Source organism: Pseudomonas sp. R9.37 (assembly GCF_963878885.1).
GTDB lineage: Bacteria > Pseudomonadota > Gammaproteobacteria > Pseudomonadales > Pseudomonadaceae > Aquipseudomonas.
This window is the reverse complement of the sequence record NZ_CAWNZA010000022.1, coordinates 701932-720126: the sequence shown is the minus strand read 5'-3', so window position 1 is coordinate 720126 and position 18195 is coordinate 701932. Positions and strand designations below refer to the sequence as shown.

The 18195-nt window shown below is 60.9% G+C and carries 14 protein-coding genes and 4 tRNA genes; 4 read left to right on the top strand and 14 right to left on the bottom strand.

Annotated elements, in window-relative coordinates:
- Positions 1–42: 42 nt before the first annotated feature.
- A complete protein-coding gene (locus tag AACU78_RS15515) occupies positions 43–3321 on the top strand; it encodes an EAL domain-containing protein (protein ID WP_106576677.1) in 3279 nt (1092 codons plus the stop codon).
- A gap of 3 nt (positions 3322–3324) precedes the next feature.
- Here AACU78_RS15515 and AACU78_RS15510 read toward each other — a convergent pair whose 3' ends face one another.
- From AACU78_RS15510 to AACU78_RS15480, 7 genes are all read right to left on the bottom strand, one after another.
- Positions 3325–4608: a hypothetical protein gene (locus AACU78_RS15510; protein ID WP_106576676.1), complete on the bottom strand. Its 1284-nt coding sequence runs from the start codon at positions 4606–4608 to the stop codon at positions 3325–3327.
- Positions 4609–4706: 98 nt separating this feature from the next.
- On the bottom strand, positions 4707–5657 hold the full coding sequence (locus tag AACU78_RS15505; protein ID WP_256586925.1) for a CsgG/HfaB family protein: 951 nt from the start codon (positions 5655–5657) through the stop codon (positions 4707–4709).
- A gap of 87 nt (positions 5658–5744) precedes the next feature.
- A complete protein-coding gene (locus tag AACU78_RS15500) occupies positions 5745–6752 on the bottom strand; it encodes a hypothetical protein (protein WP_146151415.1) in 1008 nt (335 codons plus the stop codon).
- Between the two features lie 364 nt (positions 6753–7116).
- Positions 7117–8076: a tRNA dihydrouridine synthase gene (locus AACU78_RS15495; RefSeq protein ID WP_106576674.1), complete on the bottom strand. Its 960-nt coding sequence runs from the start codon at positions 8074–8076 to the stop codon at positions 7117–7119.
- Positions 8077–8131: 55 nt separating this feature from the next.
- Complete coding sequence (locus AACU78_RS15490) at positions 8132–8566, bottom strand: acyl-CoA thioesterase (RefSeq protein ID WP_106576673.1); 435 nt, start codon at positions 8564–8566, stop codon at positions 8132–8134.
- A gap of 38 nt (positions 8567–8604) precedes the next feature.
- A complete protein-coding gene (locus tag AACU78_RS15485) occupies positions 8605–9438 on the bottom strand; it encodes an alpha/beta hydrolase (RefSeq protein WP_106576672.1) in 834 nt (277 codons plus the stop codon).
- A gap of 15 nt (positions 9439–9453) precedes the next feature.
- Complete coding sequence (locus AACU78_RS15480) at positions 9454–9993, bottom strand: TetR/AcrR family transcriptional regulator (RefSeq protein WP_083357717.1); 540 nt, start codon at positions 9991–9993, stop codon at positions 9454–9456.
- Positions 9994–10153: 160 nt separating this feature from the next.
- Between AACU78_RS15480 and AACU78_RS15475 the strand changes: the two genes are divergently transcribed.
- Complete coding sequence (locus AACU78_RS15475; protein WP_106576671.1) at positions 10154–10714, top strand: hypothetical protein; 561 nt, start codon at positions 10154–10156, stop codon at positions 10712–10714.
- Between the two features lie 89 nt (positions 10715–10803).
- Here AACU78_RS15475 and AACU78_RS15470 read toward each other — a convergent pair.
- The 6 genes from AACU78_RS15470 to uvrB all read right to left on the bottom strand — a co-directional run bounded on the left by AACU78_RS15470 (position 10804) and on the right by uvrB (position 15145).
- Positions 10804–10879, bottom strand: a tRNA-Glu gene (locus AACU78_RS15470).
- A 79-nt stretch (positions 10880–10958) separates the two neighbouring features.
- Positions 10959–11034, bottom strand: a tRNA-Ala gene (locus tag AACU78_RS15465).
- Positions 11035–11084: 50 nt separating this feature from the next.
- A tRNA-Glu gene (locus AACU78_RS15460) sits at positions 11085–11160 on the bottom strand.
- A gap of 78 nt (positions 11161–11238) precedes the next feature.
- Positions 11239–11314: transfer RNA gene (locus tag AACU78_RS15455), tRNA-Ala, on the bottom strand.
- A 147-nt stretch (positions 11315–11461) separates the two neighbouring features.
- Positions 11462–12943 (bottom strand): glutamate--tRNA ligase, encoded by a 1482-nt coding sequence (gltX, locus tag AACU78_RS15450; protein WP_106576670.1) that lies wholly within the window; start codon positions 12941–12943, stop codon positions 11462–11464.
- Between the two features lie 186 nt (positions 12944–13129).
- Positions 13130–15145 carry an excinuclease ABC subunit UvrB gene (uvrB, locus tag AACU78_RS15445; RefSeq protein ID WP_106576669.1) on the bottom strand — a complete coding sequence of 672 codons (2016 nt, stop codon included), beginning with the start codon at positions 15143–15145 and terminating at the stop codon, positions 13130–13132.
- A gap of 343 nt (positions 15146–15488) precedes the next feature.
- On the opposite strand from uvrB, the gene AACU78_RS15440 reads away from it, so the two are divergent.
- Together AACU78_RS15440 and AACU78_RS15435 are read left to right on the top strand one after the other, a co-directional pair.
- Positions 15489–16685, top strand: a complete 1197-nt coding sequence (locus AACU78_RS15440; protein WP_106576668.1) for an amino acid aminotransferase — start codon at positions 15489–15491, stop codon at positions 16683–16685.
- A gap of 295 nt (positions 16686–16980) precedes the next feature.
- On the top strand, positions 16981–17190 hold the full coding sequence (locus AACU78_RS15435) for a hypothetical protein (RefSeq protein ID WP_106576667.1): 210 nt from the start codon (positions 16981–16983) through the stop codon (positions 17188–17190).
- A gap of 109 nt (positions 17191–17299) precedes the next feature.
- On the opposite strand, the gene ptrR is transcribed toward AACU78_RS15435, so the two are convergent.
- Positions 17300–18172, bottom strand: a complete 873-nt coding sequence (ptrR, locus tag AACU78_RS15430; protein ID WP_106576666.1) for a putrescine utilization regulator PtrR — start codon at positions 18170–18172, stop codon at positions 17300–17302.
- Positions 18173–18195: the final 23 nt, after the last annotated feature.

Below are 18195 nucleotides of genomic sequence, written 5' to 3'. Positions count from 1 at the left end.
ATAAACCGCGCCGAACGCCCATTGAGCCAAGGCCCTTTGATAATGCGCAACCCCGTCGATTCCGTGCCACCCCTGCCCCGCATTTACGCCCTTGACCCTCAAGAGGCGGAACAAAGCTGGGACAGCGCCCCGCAGTTGCTGGCAGCCCTCAACGCTGCCCGCCTGGGCGCGTGGTGCTGGGAAATCGACACCGGCCGGATCAGCTGGTCACGCGGCACCCAGGCGCTGTTCGGCTACGATCCGCGCCAGCCGCTACCCAAAGACCTGGATTACCTGGATCTGCTCGCGCCTTCGGATCGCGCGCGTGTGGTGCGGGCCTTTCACGCCGTGCTGGCGGGCGAGCCGTTTGAACAGGCCATGCACCACCACATCCAGTGGCCCGATGGCAGCCACCACTGGCTGGAAATCAACGGCAGCCTGGCACCGGACAAGACCGGCCGGCGCCGCATGATCGGCGTGATTCGCGAAACCACTCGCCAGCGCGAGCGCGAACACGCCCTTATCCACTCGGAAAAACGCTTCGCCACACTGTTTCATCTGTGCCCGAATATGGTCCTGCTGACCCGCCAGGCCGACGGCCTGATCAGCGAAGCCAACCAGTATTTCGAGATGCTTTTCGGCTGGCCCGTGGCCCAGGCCATCGGCCGCACCACGCTGGACCTGGGCCTGTGGCGTGACCCGCAACAGCGCGCCCTGCTGGTCAGGGCCACCCAACGCAAGGGCGAACCCATCAGCATGGAAGTGCAGTTCTGCGCCAGCAACGGCCAGATCCACGACGGCACCTTGAGCGCACAAAAAGTCGAGTTGGAGGGCGAGGCCTACCTGATCAGCACGTTTGTCGACACCACCGAGCGCAAAAACGCCGAGCAGGCGCTCAAGGACAGCCAGGAGCGCCTCGACCTGGCCCTGGATTCGGCACAGCTGGGCACCTGGGACTGGCATATCCCCAGCGGCATGCTGTATGGCTCGGCCCGCGCGGCGCAACTGCACGGCCTGGAGGCGTTGCCGTTTCACGAACCTTTCGATGCGTTTTTTGAAGGCATGTCCGATGAAGAACGCGAGGGCATGCGCAACGCCTATCGCAGCCTGCGTGAAGGCCCGGACGGCAACTACCAGCTGACCTATCGCGTACAGATGGAGGACGGCAGCGCTCGTTACCTGGAAAGCCGCGCGCGGCTGTATCGCGACGAATCGGGCAAACCGTTGCGCATGGCCGGCACCTTGCTGGATATCACCGACCAGGTGGAACGCGAGCAGCGCATCACCGCCTCCGAAGAAAAATTCGCCAGCCTGTTCCAGGCCAGCCCCGACCCAATCTGCGTGACCTACCTGGACAGCGGCGCCTTTATCGAAATCAACCCCGCGTTCACTCAGACCTTTGGCTGGACCGCCGCCGAGGTGATCGACAAAAGCGCCGACCAGATCGGGCTGTGGGATGACTCGAGCAAGCGCCTGCAACGTATCGAACGGGTCATTCGCGAGCAGTCGTTAAACAATGTCGCCATTGTGGTGCATCACAAAAATGGCCAAAGCCTGACCTGCGTGATTTCCAGCCGCCTGATCAAGGTCGGCGATCAACCCTGCATTGTCACGACCCTGCGCGATATCACCCAGCAACAACGCTCCGAGGCCGCCCTTAAGGCCAGCGAGGAAAAATTCGCTAAGGCCTTCCATTCAAGCCCCGATGCCATCTCCATTACCGAACGTGACACCGGCCGTTATGTGGAGGTCAATGACGGCTTCTGCCGCCTCACCGGTTACCGCGCCGAGGAGGCCATCGGGCTGACGCTGTATCAGATCGGCATCTGGGCCGATGAGAATCAGCGCGCGGCGCTGCTGGCCGAACTGCAGATCAAGGGCCGTATTCATCACCTGGAAATGCTGTGGCACAACAAACGTGGCGAATTGTTGGCCGTGGAGGTATCGGTCGAACCGATCACCCTCAATGAAACGCCGTGCCTGCTGCTGACGGCGCGGGACGTGAGCCTGCTGAAAAACGCCCAGGCGCAGATCCGCCACCTGGCCTATCACGACCCGCTGACCAACCTGCCCAATCGTGCGCTGCTGATGGACCGCCTGAGCCAGCAGATCGCCCTGCTCAAACGCCATAACCTGCGGGGCGCCCTGCTGTTTCTCGACCTCGACCATTTCAAGCACATCAACGATTCCCTCGGCCATCCGGTGGGCGACACCGTGCTGAAAATCGTCACCGCACGCCTAGAAGCCAGCGTGCGCATGGAAGATACGGTGGCGCGTCTGGGCGGCGATGAGTTCGTGGTGCTGCTCAGCGGCCTGGAAGGTACACGCGTGGAAGTCAGCGCTCAGGTACAGGAACTGGCAGACACCCTGCGCGAATTGCTCTCGGAACCGATGTTCCTCGATGGCCATCGCCTGCAGGTCACGCCGAGCATTGGCGTGGCGCTGATCCCCGACCATGGCTCGACACCCGCAGACCTGCTCAAGCGTGCCGACATTGCGCTGTATCGGGCCAAGGATTCAGGACGCAACACCACGCAGATGTTTCATAACAGCATGCAGAAAACCGCCAGTGAACGCCTGCGCATGGAGACCGACCTGCGTCTGGCGCTGTCACGCGGTGAGTTCAGCGTGCATTACCAGCCTCAAGTCGATGCGCGCGGCAATCGCATCATCGGTGCCGAAGCGCTGGTGCGCTGGCAGCACCCGCAACTGGGGGCGCAGTCACCCACCGAATTTATCAAAGTGCTGGAAGACAGCGGCCTGATCCTGGAAGTCGGCACCTGGATTCTTGATGAAGCCTGCGGCGCATTTGCCCAATTGATCGCCGATGGCCTGGTGGACCCGTTGAATTTCAGCCTGTGCGTGAATATAAGCCCGCGCCAGTTCCGCCAGAACGACTTCGTGGAGCGGGTGGAGCGCAGCCTCAAGCAGCATCACCTGCCGTATAGCCTGCTGAAACTGGAAATTACCGAAGGCATCGTGATCCAGAATCTGGATGACACTGTGGCCAAGATGCGCCGCCTGAAAAAACTCGGCGTGAGCTTTGCCATGGACGACTTCGGCACCGGCTATTCGTCGCTGACCTACCTCAAGCGCCTGCCGGTGGATGCGTTGAAGATCGATCAGTCCTTTGTGCGCGACGCCACCCACGACCCCAACGATGCCGAAATCATCCGCGCCATCGTCGCCATGGCGCGCAGCTTGAACCTGGATGTGATCGCCGAGGGCGTGGAAACCCCGGAACAACTGGCATTCCTGCAAAAGCTGGGCTGCCATTTGTTCCAGGGGTATTTACACAGCCGGCCTCTGCCCATCGAGGCGTTCAGGAAGCTACTGGGCTGACCCTTACACGAGCTTCAATGCGCGAAACCCGGTGTTCATCCATCGCGATGACGCCAGGTCCTGCTTTTGCCCATAGAAGTCCAGCGCGCCATTGATGACCGCGACCGAGTGGCCCGTGTCCGCCAGCGTGCCGACCGCGCCCCGGGCCAGTTCTTCAACCGTGCTTTCACGCATATAGGCGTACAACCCAAGCCGCCGCAGCGCCTCCCCCGGGTACTCGCCGTCGTTGAGGGTGTGCAGGGCCGCTGCATAGCTCTGTCCGGCGCGCATGTCGTTATTCTCCATGTGCGCGCGCTTGGCGCTGACCGCGTACAAGAAGTTGGCGTAATTGATCAGCTGCGTATGACTGCCGTGGAAGTTTGACGCGACGATGGCCTGGCGCAGTTCATCATGGGTCACCGTCAGCGTGAAGGAGTCCCTCATGACCACCTCAAAACCGTCGGCGGTGACTTGGATGCGCTTATAGATCCCCTGAGGGTCCTGCCAGAACCGGATGATCGCCGCCTTGATCGCCGACACCGTGACGCAATTGCCTTCCACGCCCTGATAAAAACCACCCCAGATCTGTTCGGGCGTCATGCCGGACACCACATCGGACACCTGCCTGGCGTTGTCGGGGGCCGCCGGTTTGTCGTCGAACAACACGTACCCGTAACCCTGCTTGACCGTGCGCCGCTCGTGGTAATGATGGCTTACGCCCTCCATCACCAGCGCCGAGCCAAAGTTGTGGGTCCCCATGACCCCCACCACGCCCTTTGCCTGCATGGCACTTGACGGCACGTACTGGCACAGGCCGAACAGGCCCATGCCCTGCAAACACCGCTGGACGGTCTCGCCCTCCAGTGTTTTTGCCAGCGCGGCTTCAAACGTCGGGTAATTCCCGGTCAGTTGCTTGCGCTTTACGAACGCCGCGAACACAAAATTGGCATCCTTGACTGCCCCGCTATCGTCGCCGCTGAACCTTGAGGCCTGCGTCGCCTGCGCCAACTCGTGGCGAGACAACTGAACCTTGAACTCGTCCTTCATGGTGATGTGGTACCCATCGCCCGTGGCAGTCAGCGCATTGAACATGCCAGCCGGGTGTTGCCCGAAGGTTGTCATCATCAGTTTGATGACGGCTGCGTGGGTGCTGGTGTCAAAGTGCTCGCCAAACTGGCCGTGCGCCGCATTGAATGCACGGATGATCTGCGCAGGTTTTTCTCCCGCACGTTTTGACGAAAACACCGAAGCCGCGTCGTCGTACCCGTTGGCCGGCGAGCCTGGGCCATTACTTGCTGTGATATTCATTCACTGATTCCTGAGACTTACCGAAGCAATAACCTGCAAAACACAATCGGGGCGGCGTTGCGATGGGGTGAGCCGCCCGCATCGCCTGTGCTCGCCCTCTAGAAAAGTGCTATCGCCTGACCGCGGGCAGGCGTGGCGCCCCTGCGTCCCCACAACTCTTCGCGGCCGTTGATCACCGCCACCGAATGCCCGGTGCGATTGCACATGCCCAATTGCCCACGGGCGAGCTCGCGCACAGAGACCGTTTTCATGTGCTTGCGCAGCCCCAGGCGCATGAACCCCTCCCCCGGCCCATGCTCATCCTCACCGTTGTTCAGGCTGCGAATCGCAGCCTGATAACTTCTGCCCGCCGTGTAATCGTTGTTTTCCATCTGTGCACGCTTGGCACTGACCGCAAACAGAAATTGCGCATCCTTGAGCATGCCCTTGTCCTGCCCTCTGAACTTCGCGCCTCGCGCACCTTCGGCCAATTCACGGTCAGTCAGGGTGAGCTGAAAATCATCGCGCATGACTACTCGATAACCGCCGCTGAGGCGGGTGACGTGCTGGTAGATATCCGTGGGGCTCTGGCCAAATCGGTGCATCGCCGCCTTGATCGCCGACACCGTTACGCAATTGCCATCGGGGCCTTGGCGAAACCCACCCCAGATGTTGTCCGGCTTCGCACCGCCGCGCTTGTTTGAAAGGCACGGGATCGCGGCTTCGGAATTGGGCCTGGGGGTGATCGGCTCATGCACCACCGACGGATTGACCGGTGGCGTGGGTATAACGGGGACGGACTTATCTTCATCGGCCGACAAGATTCTCAGTATCTGAGTCAATAAAGAACTCAACAGCGCAGCAAACGATTGAACAGCATCGCGTACATTATCGCCGCGCCCCCGGCGCTCTGAATGACTGACAGAGGGACGACAAATAGTCGCCGCAGTCTTTTGTTCAATCAGGTTCAAGTGAACATCCGCTGGATGATTGGCACTTCTTAAATCACTATTAATCGCCTGCCTGACATCGATGACACGCGCAATATTATTAATTAAACAGTTAGACATATGCCCCCCATGGGCAGGCGCCTCTTTGCAACTTACAGCCAAAGAGGCGCCTGCTTGCTTCAAGAAGTTAAAACGGGTTTGGGACGATCAGGCCTTGAACACTGGCCTGGTATTTAACCGCCAGTTTCTTGGATCAAAATGATCTTCAACCGGGCCTGGGCTGGTTAAGTCCGGAACCGGCGTATCAGGCAAGGGCTTTGGAGTGATGTCCGGCACCACCGAGGGCGTTGGCTCTGGCGTTGGCTCTGGCGTGACCACCGGCGTGACGCTGCCTGGCACCGCCGGTGTGTGGTCTGGCTTGATCTCGGTCTTTGGCGCTGGCGGCACGCCAGGCTTGATACCCGACTCGACCTCAGGCGTGACCGTGCCGGGCACCTCAGGGGCAGGTTCTGGCGTGATGTCAGCCTTCACGTCCGGTGTCACACCCGGCTTGATCCCCGGCTGCGGGGCGGTTTCAGGCAATGGCGACAGATCCAGCACACGCTTTAGTTGGGGCACGTTGTTCACAACCGCCTGCGCATCCGTGCAATGGCAATGACCGGCATTCACATTGACGTGTACGTTGGTCTTGCCGTCATTCGTCACGGTAATCGCCGGCTCGGACGCGGGCTGATGTGGCAGCGCCACTGGCGCCTTGAGTGCCGTGGGCACTAGCACCGCAGCGTCCATCAGCTGCCGCTTTGCTTGCGGCTGCGGCGCCTGCGGTTCGGCCGGCAAGTTGCCCACCTCCGGCGTACTCGGCTGCTTGGCGACATCGGAATTCACCGGCAACGTGCGCGCCTCAGGCTTTGCGTCTGGCACAACGCCTGGGCCGGACAGCAGCGCGGGCGTCAAATCCTTTCCGGAAACCATTTCACGTATAGCCTTGAAAACCTGTTCGAGCATGTCAAATAACCGCGTGAGCGCAGCACCCGGAATCATCAGTTCGTTGGGCGAGAACCGGACGTTGTCAGTGCTCAGTGGCGTGGTGGCAACACGCACTCCGGAAACCTGCACGTCTGTTGTTTCAGCCAACTTAGCGGATGAAATACTGTTGCGATCCAGCACAGACGCATTAACTTTCATGAACGATGGATTATTAACCGACAGAGACATTTAGCAATTCCTTATTTAACAGTGCCTGGCCGATCAGCGGGCCAGAGAAGTGAGCGTGTCAACAGCTGAGAACAACAACGTTGCTTCACAGTCCTTACTTACGTGGAAAGTTAGGCTATCGAGTTCCGCTAATCGCAGCTCATATAAGGAAACCAATGCGCGTTATCAGACTTTGCCGCATGAACTATCGCGACAGGGCCTTGGCGCAAGCCCCTCGCGACGCTAAAGAATCGTCACACCCGTTAATACACTGCGGGCATGCAACTCACCGACAAGATTAAACCGCCTGTTCGCCACTCTTTTGTGCTAGCCCACACACGAAAAAAGGGCGCCAATGGCACCCTTTTTTAGTGAACGTGAACAATCAGGCTGCAACGGGGTGCTGCATGCCCAGCAGGTGGCTGACGTGTTTCAGATCCGTCTCGCGCCGCAATGCGGTAAACAGCGCCACCGCCTCGGGATAATTGCGCGTCAGCATCGCCAGCCATTGCTTCAACCGTCCCGGCGCCTGCTTTTCAGTCAGTTGCGCCACTGATTGGCTCCAGAACGCCTGAAGCATCGGCTGCATCTGCGCCCAGGTCATTTCCACCACCTCTTCGCCCGCCTTGGCTGCCACAATTTGGCGCGCCAGGTCAGGCCGTGCCACCAGGCCACGGCCGAGCATGATGTCTTCGGCGCCGCTGATTTCACGGCAACGCTTCCAGTCTTCGACGCTCCAAATATCCCCATTGGCGAACACCGGCACGTTGACCACCTCCTGCACCCGCGGGATCCACTCCCAGTGGGCCGGCGGCTTGTAGCCGTCGGTCTTGGTACGCGCATGCACCACGATATGTGCCGCGCCGCCTTCAGCCAGCGCCGTGGCGCACACCAGCGCACCGTCCGGACTGTCGAAGCCAAGGCGCATCTTGGCGGTCACGGGGATATGCGCGGGCACGGCACGGCGCACATGTTCAACAATCTGGTTGAGCAGCTCCGGCTCCTTGAGCAGCACGGCGCCGCCGCGCGACTTGTTGACCGTCTTGGCCGGGCAGCCGAAGTTAAGGTCAATCACCTGGGAGCCCAGCTCGCACGCCAGCGCGGCGTTTTCGGCCAGGCACACCGGGTCCGAACCCAGCAACTGCACACGCAGCGGCACGCCCGCTGCGGTGTGGGCACCGTGCAGCAGTTCCGGGGCGAGCTTGTGGAAATAGGCGGGAGTCAGCAGGCGGTCGTTGACGCGGATGAACTCGGTCACGCACCAGTCAATACCGCCCACGCGGGTCAGCACATCACGCAAGATGTTGTCGACCAACCCCTCCATGGGCGCCAAAGCAATTTGCATGGAAAACACTCAACAAAAATCGTGGCGCAGTTTACTGGGTTTCCTGCAAGAAACGTTAACCCCCTGTCAGCGCGGGACCGTAGCCGTCGAGAAATTCGGCCGGCATACGCTTGGGCTTGCCCGTGGAGAGTTCGATGCAGACAAACGTGGTGTGGGCGCGCAGCAAGGTCGCGCCGTCGCGAGGACGGACCAGCTGGAAACGGCGGGTCATTTTCAGGCGCTGGTCCCAGTCGACGATCCAGGTCGCCAGCTGCAGCTCATCACCCTCGTAGCCGGCCGCCAGGTAGTCGATCTCATGGCGCACCACGGCCATGGCGCGGTCGAGTCGGCGGTATTCGGTAAGGTCCAGCCCCAGGCGCTGGGAATGGCGCCAGGCGCAGCGCTCCAGCCAGGACACGTACACCGCATTGTTGGCGTGCCCGAGGCCGTCGATGTCTTCAGCGCCAACCTGCAGATCGATGATGAATGGCGTTGCCAAATCCCAGCCCATGCCTTGCTCCAGTCGATTGATGTCGGCGGGGCAGTGTATCAGGCAGTTTGCCGCGCCTGTAGACGACGGCAGGCCAACAGAGCAAGCACACCCTCGATCACCCGCGGGTCGGCCAGCACTTTCTGGTGCCCGCCTTGTTCCAGTCGCAGCAGGCGGCTGTCGAACCAGGCCTCGTGAATGGCTTGCGCGGCTTTGACCGGCACAAAGGTGTCGTCTTCGGCGTGCACGATCAAACCGGGGATATTCATCTGGTAGTGAGCCACGTCCAGGTGTTTGAGCGGCATGCCGAAGGTCAATTCGACTTCCTGGATAAACGCCGAGCGCGCCCGTGGCGGCAACCCGACCATGCCGGCGAAACCGCGCAGCACATCGAGAAAGCGCGAAGGCGCCGCAATGCTCACCAGCGCCTCGGTGCGCAGGCCCAGTTGCACCGCCAGCATCGCGCTGGCACCGCCCATGGAATGCCCCACCACCGCGTGCAACGGCGGCAACTCAGCGGCGGCGTCGAGCATGGCGCGGGCGAACAGCAGCACATGCGCCTCGCGCCCCGGTGAACGGCCATGGGCCGGGCCGTCCAGGGCAATCACCGAATAACCGTCATCCACCAACGCCGTGATCAGGCTGGCGAACTGCGTGGGGCGCCCTTCCCAGCCGTGCATCAGCAGCACGGCGGGGCCCTGGCCCCAACGCAACGCCGACAAGCCGAAACGCAAGGTGATGCGCTCCGACTGCGCCAACAGCGGCAACTCCCAGTCGCGCGGCGGCAGATTGCGTGGCGTCATGAAGGTACGGCGCAACTTGCTGGCCACCAGGTGCGGCGCCACGCGGCCGACGGTGCCATTAAAGCCTCGAATCCAGGTCAACGCGCCCATCAGGCGACTCCTTTTTCAGCGCACCGCCGATTTGGCCGCGCGCAACACGCGGTCCGACAACTCGCCCGGCCCGAGCGCGCGGGCCAAGGCCAGGCCGCCAATCATCAAGGCCATATCCGCCAGGGCTTTGTCGGTGTCCTCCGGGCTGGCGGCCAACTGCGCGGCCATCAGCTCCGTGTGCTCGTTGAGCGCCTGGCGAAACTCATCCGGCAAGCGGCTCATCTCGCCCACGGTGGCTGGTATCGGGCAGGCCTGGTCCGTGGAGTCACGGTGCTTGCGCGACAAATAAAACGCCGCCACCAGGCCTCTGCGCTCTTCACCGGTGAGTTGCGCGTCCATGTCGTCAATCGACGCGCGTCGCCGGGCGAGCAACTGGGTGAAGGCCTCCAGCATCAACGCGTCCTTGCTTTCAAAGTGCGCGTAGAAACCGCCGACCGTAAGCCCCGCCGCGCCCATGACTTCGCCGACACTCGGTTCGGCCGGGCCGCGCTGGATCAACGCCGCGCTGGCAGCCTGCAAAATGCGTTCGCGGGTTTGCGCTTTTTTATCGCTCATCGTTGCCTCCGTCTCTCATGGGTTGAATATTATTACCATAATAATATTTCGCAAGCCACCCGCATGACCGCTCGTCCGAGCAGCACAGATCACATCAAGGGAATAAACCGCTCGCCCCAGCCGTTCTCATTGCAATGAACTGCACATCGGAGAGAACGACATGGCCTGGCGGCAGCAAAACCAGAACTGCGCGTGGGTAGCCGGAGAAGCCCCCTACGTGTTCGCCAACGAGTACACCGCGAACTTCATCAGCGGCTTTCGCACGGTGCTGATCGCCAAGGTTGAAGGCGAAGGCGTGGGCAACCAGCCGTTTGGCAAATTCTTCAACGACGCCGACGGGCATGCCGAGGCCAACTTCCTGGAGGCCCTGCGCGCCAATGACTGGGTATTCGATGCGGGGTATCAGGAGATCGTGGTGAGCATCAACAACTCACCGTGTCGGCAATGCTGCGTGCTGTTCAAGCAGTTCATGGAAGACATCCTGCTGCGCTTTCCAAACACCCGGCTGGTGATTGAAACCGCGAATATCTACCACCCCAACGACGAAATAGACCAGGGCTGCCTGCGTGCGATTTCACGCTTGCCCGGCATTCGCGTCGAAATGTGGAACGTCGCGCTGGAGAATGCCCAGAACAGAGGCCCACAGGTTGATCAGCAAAAAGAGCTGGCGCGCATCAACAAATCCCTGCGCACCGCCAACGTGGTACGCAGGATGCCGTAAACGGCTGCGTGAAAACCCAAACGCCAGACAAACAAAAGGGCCATTCAATAATTGAATGACCCTTAAAAATCCCGCAGAGCGGGTAATCGTGGCGTCCCCTAGGGGACTCGAACCCCTGTTACCGCCGTGAAAGGGCGGTGTCCTAGGCCACTAGACGAAGGGGACACAAACCTTCTATACAACTGACCAGCGCTGAGAGCTGATCGATTCAAGGACGGTGTGGCCAGACCTTGAACCTGTAAATTGGTGGAGCTAAACGGGATCGAACCGTTGACCTCTTGCATGCCATGCAAGCGCTCTCCCAGCTGAGCTATAGCCCCGGATTTTTCGTCTCGCGACGCAGCAGACCTTTCGAGCTGCTTGTTGAAACTGGCGTCCCCTAGGGGACTCGAACCCCTGTTACCGCCGTGAAAGGGCGGTGTCCTAGGCCACTAGACGAAGGGGACAAAACCTTCTGTACATCTGATCAGCGCTGAGAGCTGATCAATTCAAGGACGGTGTGGCCAGACCTTGAACCTGTAAATTGGTGGAGCTAAACGGGATCGAACCGTTGACCTCTTGCATGCCATGCAAGCGCTCTCCCAGCTGAGCTATAGCCCCTCATCGGTGAGGACGGGGCGAATCTTAATGGCGGTTTGGAAACGTGTCAAATTTATTTTCAACTATTTCCAAAATTTTTTGCCGGGATAACAATCACTTACCGACGAAACCCCGGAAAACCGGGGTTTCGTCGTAACAACAGCCGACTTAAGCGATAGCGCCCAGCAGCTTTTCCCACTCTTTGTTTTCTTTCTTCGACACACCACCAAGCAAATCAAGGGCTTGGCGCAGACGGAAACGCGTCAGGTCCGGGCCGAGAATTTCCATCGCATCCAGTACCGACACCGAACTGGCCTGCCCGGTGATCGCTGCAAACATCAGTGGCATGGCATCGCGCAGTTTCAGCTCAAGGGACTCGACCACCGCCTGAATCGTCGCAGTGATTGCATCCTTCTCCCACTGACGCAGGCTTTCGAGCTTCCACAGGATCAATTGCATCAGTTGGCGAACCTGATCGCCCGAGAGCTTCTTGGACTCAAACAACGTGGCATCCGGGTTCACGCCACCGGCAAAGAAGAAGCTGGCCAACGGAGCAACCTGGCTGAACGTCTCCACCCTGCCCTGCACCAACGGCGCGATCTTCATCATGTACTCGGGGTTCAACGCCCACTGCTGCACACGGCTGGCGAATTCTTCTACCGGCAGGTCACGCAGCCACTGGCCGTTGAGCCACGACAGCTTCTCGATGTCGAAGATCGGCCCGCCCAGGGACACGCGGGACAAGTCGAAGTTGTCGACCATTTCCTGCAGCGAGAACTTCTCGCGCTCGTCCGGCATCGACCAGCCCATGCGGCCCAGGTAGTTGAGCATCGCTTCGGGCATGAAGCCCATGCGCTCGTAGAACGTCACCGAGGTCGGGTTCTTGCGCTTGGACAGCTTGCTCTTGTCCGGGTTACGCAGCAGCGGCATGTAGCACAGTTGCGGCTGTTCCCAGCCGAAGTATTCGTAGAGCAGGATCAGTTTCGGCGCCGACGGCAGCCATTCTTCGCCGCGCAGCACGTGGGTGATGCCCATCAGGTGGTCGTCGACCACGTTGGCCAGAAAGTACGTCGGCAGCCCGTCGGTCTTCATCAGCACCTGCATGTCCATGCGGTCCCACGGAATCTCGACGTCACCGCGCAGCATGTCCGGCACCACGCACACGCCTTCGCTCGGCACTTTCATGCGAATCACGTGAGGCTCACCGGCAGCCAGGCGCTGGGCCACTTCTTCTTTGGACAGCAGCAGCGCACGGCCGTCGTAACGCGGGGTTTCGCCACGGGCCTGTTGCTCGGCACGCATCTGGTCGAGTTCTTCGGCGGTGCAGAAGCACGGGAACGCATGGCCCATGTCGACCAATTGCTGGGTGTACCGCTTGTAGATGTCGCTGCGCTCGCTCTGACGATACGGGCCGTGCGGGCCGCCGACGTCCGGGCCTTCGGCCCAGGTGATGCCCAGCCAGCGCAAGGCATCGAAAATCTGCTGTTCCGACTCACGGGTCGAACGCAGTTGATCGGTGTCTTCGATCCGCAGGATGAATTCACCGCCGTGCTGCTTGGCAAAGCAGTAGTTGAACAGGGCGATGTAAGCAGTGCCGACGTGGGGATCCCCAGTAGGCGATGGCGCAATGCGCGTGCGGACGGTGGTCATGGCAGGTCTCGAATGGGCGATATAACTGAAAATTGAAACAAGGGGCGAATGGTAACAGCCTGGGGGATTTCTGGAAAACCGAGGCGCGGTCATCGGGGGCAAGCCCCCTCCCACATTTGCCGGCGTTCACACGCCAACGTGTGGGAGGGGGCTTGCCCCCGATGAGGCCCGCCCATTCACCGCAAATCAAACAGCCAGCAACCGCTCGCGCAACTTACCGATCTCATCGCGCATCTGCGCCGCCGCTTCAAACTCAAGGTCGCGCGCCAGCTGGTACATCTTCTCTTCCAACTGCCGGATACGCTTGGTGATCTCACTCGGCGAGCGCAATTCGTTCTCGTACTTGGCGCTTTCTTCAGCGGCCTTGGCCATGCCCTTGCGCTTCTTACTGCGCGAGCCGGGTACGGTGGCGCCTTCCATGATGTCGGCGACGTCCTTGAACACGCCTTTGGGGATGATGCCGTTCTCCAGGTTGAACGCGATCTGCTTGTCACGGCGGCGTTCGGTCTCGCCAATCGCGCGCTCCATGGAGCCGGTGATACGGTCCGCGTACAGAATCGCCCGGCCATTGAGGTTACGCGCCGCCCGGCCGATGGTCTGGATCAGCGAGCGCTCGGAGCGCAGGAAGCCTTCCTTGTCGGCGTCCAGAATCGCCACCAGCGACACCTCCGGCATATCCAACCCTTCACGCAACAGGTTGATGCCCACCAGCACATCAAAGGTGCCCAGGCGCAGGTCGCGGATAATCTCGACGCGCTCCACAGTGTCGATGTCCGAGTGCAAATAGCGCACGCGCACGCCATGGTCGGCCAGGTAATCGGTCAAATCTTCGGACATGCGCTTGGTCAGCGTGGTCACCAGCACCCGCTCTTCCAGGGCCACGCGCTTGGTGATTTCCGACAGCAAGTCATCGACCTGGGTCAGCGCCGGGCGGATTTCGATTTGTGGGTCCACAAGGCCTGTCGGGCGCACCAGTTGCTCAATCACGCGGCCCGCGTGTTCGGCCTCGTAGTTACCTGGCGTGGCCGAGACGAAGATCGTCTGCGGGCTGATGCTTTCAAACTCGTCGAAACGCATCGGGCGGTTGTCCAGTGCCGACGGCAGGCGGAAACCGTATTCCACCAGGGTTTCCTTACGCGAGCGGTCACCTTTGTACATCGCGCCCACCTGCGGCACGCTGACGTGGGATTCGTCGATCACCAGCAAGGCGTCATCCGGCAGGTAATCGAACAAGGTGGGCGGCGCCTGCCCGGATTCGCGACCCGAGAGGTAGCGCGAGTAGTTTTCGATGCCGTTGCAGTAACCCAGCTCCAGGATCATTTCCAGGTCGAACCGCGTGCGCTGCTCCAGGCGCTGGGCTTCCACCAGCTTGTTGTTGGCGCGCAGGTAATCCAGGCGCTCCGCCAGTTCGGCCTTGATGCCCTCAATGGCGCCCATCAGCGTTTCGCGCGGCGTTACGTAGTGGCTTTTGGGGTAGAAGGTGAAGCGCGGCAGCTTGCGAATCACCTCACCGGTCAACGGGTCGAAGGCCGACAGGCTTTCGACTTCATCGTCGAACAGCTCGATGCGAATCGCTTCCAGGTCGGATTCGGCCGGGTAGATGTCGATCACATCGCCGCGCACACGGAAGGTGGCGCGGGCAAAGTCCATGTCATTGCGGGTGTACTGCAAGCTCGTCAGGCGCCGCAGCAGCTCGCGCTGGTCGAGTTTGTCGCCGCGATCGACGTGCAACACCATCTTCAAATAGGTTTCCGGGCTGCCCAGGCCGTAGATGCACGACACCGTGGTGACGATGATCGCGTCCTTGCGTTCCAGCAGCGCCTTGGTCGCCGACAACCGCATCTGCTCGATGTGGTCGTTGATCGACGCGTCCTTCTCGATGAAGGTGTCAGAGGATGGCACGTAGGCTTCGGGCTGGTAGTAGTCGTAGTAGGAAACGAAGTACTCCACCGCGTTGTTCGGGAAAAACGCCTTGAACTCGCCATACAGCTGGGCGGCCAGGGTTTTGTTCGGCGCCAGCACCAGGGTCGGGCGATTGGTCTGCGCAATCACATTGGCAATGCTGAAGGTCTTGCCTGAACCGGTCACCCCAAGCAGCGTCTGGTGCGCCAGGCCGGCTTCAATGCCTTCAACCATCAGGCGAATAGCTTCGGGTTGATCGCCGGCGGGTTCAAAGCGGGTGACGAGCTGGAAATCCGACATAACGTACCTCGTGTAGTCACCCCAGACTCGAAACCGCCAGGGACGAAAAAGCTCAGCAACCCGCGAATAGTCAACGCAGGTTGCAGGAAAAAACCATGATAGCTGTAGAAGTGGAGGCGAATGTGACGGGTTTCAAGGCAATCGTCCTACCTGCCGTCGCCGCCCCATGTTGCAATAAGACTAACGGTCGGCAAATAAACCGAAAAACTTGGCCGAAAAGCCGTTTCGGTTGTCGCCCTGAGCCTGGATGGCCTCTATACTAGCTCCCCGTTTGTGCACCGCTCTAGTGCATTCGGCTGGAGCGCGACACGTCCCTCCATTCCCCCATAGAGCTGCCGCAAAAATGAGCCTGTTCTCCGCTGTCGAAATGGCACCACGCGATCCAATCCTGGGCCTCAACGAAGCATTCAACGCCGACACACGAACCACCAAGGTCAACCTTGGCGTGGGCGTTTACTGCAACGAGGAGGGGAAGATTCCACTCTTGCGTGCCGTTGCCGAAGCGGAAGCCATTCGCGTGGCGCAACACGCCGCCCGTGGCTACTTGCCGATCGACGGCATCGTTGCCTACGACCAGGCCGTGCAAAAGCTGCTGTTCGGCGCCGACTCGCCCCTGCTCAGCGCTGGCCGTGTGATCACCGCGCAAGCCGTCGGCGGCACCGGCGCGCTGAAGATCGGCGCCGACTTCCTCAAGCAACTGCTGCCCAACGCCGTGGTTGCCATCAGCGACCCGAGCTGGGAAAACCACCAGGCGCTGTTCGAAAAAGCCGGCTTCCCGGTGCAAACCTACCGCTACTACGACGCCGCCACCCACGACGTCAACCGTGCCGGCCTGCTCGAAGACCTCAACGCCCTGCCGCCACAGTCCATCGTGGTGCTGCACGCCTGCTGCCACAACCCGACCGGCGTCGACCTGAGCCCGGCCGACTGGCAAAACGTGCTGGACGTGGTCAAGGCCAGGAACCTGGTGCCGTTCCTCGACATGGCCTACCAGGGCTTTGGCGATGGCATCCACGAAGACGCCGCAGCCGTGCGCCTGTTTGCTGAGTCGGGCCTGACCTTCTTTGTGTCCAGCTCGTTCTCCAAGTCGTTCTCGCTGTACGGCGAACGCGTAGGTGCGCTGTCGATCGTCAGCGAATCCAAGGAAGAAAGCGCGCGCATCCTGTCCCAGGTCAAGCGCGTGATCCGCACCAACTACTCCAACCCGCCGACCCACGGCGCGGCGATTGTGGCGGCGGTGCTGAACAACCCTGAGCTGCGCGCCCAGTGGGAAGCGGAACTGGCCGAAATGCGCCTGCGCATCCGTGGCATGCGTGAGCAGATGGTGGCTGAACTGGCCAAGGCTGCCCCAGGTCACGACTTCAGCTTCGTTGGCCGCCAGCGTGGGATGTTCTCCTACTCCGGCCTGACCGTGGAGCAAGTCACCCGCCTGCGTACCGAGTTTGGTATCTACGCGCTCGACACCGGCCGCATCTGCGTAGCGGCGCTGAACCAGTCGAACATTGGTGCAGTGACCAAAGCGATTGTTCAGGTGCTGTAAGCCTGCAACGGTTGTGACAAAGGGGAAGTCCTTCAATGGCTTCCCCTTTTTTGTCGCCAGCAGGCTTCCCGTGGCAAACAGGCTTCCTGTGGCGAGCGGGCTTGCCCCGCGTTGGGCTGCGAAGCAGCTCCATAAAGCCCCCCCGTGAACTTACTGAAAGAACCCGGTGCCTGAACAAGGGGCCGCTGCGCAGCCCAACGCGGGGCAAGCCCGCTCGCCACAAGAGGAAAACCTCGCTGCTTGCCGCGACCAGCCCTAGACTGAACCCCAACTGCCCCTTTGCTGTGAGAGCCTTATGAGAAACGACGACCTGGACCTGCGTGCCGACCGCGACGAACTGCATGACTTCACCCCGCGCGCGCCGCACGCCAAGCGCCAGAAAAGCCTGGTGCTGCAAGTGGCACTGGGTGTGTTCCTCGGTGGCCTGGCCCTTTGGTTGGTACAACTGGGCGCCACGGCCATCATGGCAAAACTCGCCATGGGCACCCTGCAATTTGGCGGCTGAAAACACGATCAACCGGTGGGAGCTGGCTGGCCTGCGATGGCGTCAGCCCAGCCTGCACGGCCTTGGCTGATACACCGCCATCGCAGGCAAGCCAGCTCCCACATCAGATCTAAGTGGCTACCAGACCACGTTCCTCCAACAGCTTCACAAAACTGTTCAAGCTCTGCGACACCGTGCCCCGGCGCCAGATCAGCCAGGTATTGAGGATTCGGAACGCGTCGCTCAGCGGCCACACACTCACCGCCGTAAACCCTGGCATGCTCTCCAGCATGCTGCGCGGCATCAGCGCCAGGCCGGCCCCGGCACTGACGCAGGCGAGCATGCCGTGATAAGACTCCATTTCAAAGATCTTGCCCGGCACCGCGCCATCCTGTGAGAACCAGCGCTCGAAGTGATGGCGATACGAGCAGTTCGAGCGAAACGTATAGATGCTCTCCCCCGCCACATCCTGCCCGCGCGTGATCGGCGCATGGTGCAGCGGCGCAATGACCACCATCTCCTCCTCAAACACCGGCACGCCTTCCAGCGTGGCATGCAGCACCGGCCCGTCGACAAACGCGGCCGCCAGGCGTCCCGACAACACGCCCTCGATCATCGTGCCGGACGGCCCGGTGCTCAGGTCCAGCTCGACCTTGGCGTGCTTCTGGTTATACGCCGCGAGCAACGCCGGAATGCGCACCGCCGCCGTGCTCTCCAGCGAACCCAGCGCAAACGCGCCCTGGGGCTCCTCCCCCGCCACCGTGGCGCGGGCTTCCTGCACCAGATCAAGAATGCGCCGCGTGTAGCCGAGGAAATTCCATCCGGCCGGCGACAGGCGCAGGCGGCTCTTCTCACGGATAAACAACTCAACGCCCAGGTCCTGCTCCAGTTGCTTGATGCGCGTGGTCAGGTTCGACGGCACGCGATGAATCAACTGCGCGGCGGCGCTGATGCTGCCTTGCTCGGCAACGGCCTTGAAGATTTCCAGCTGCACCAGGTCCAAGTCATTCTCCAATCGTGAATGTA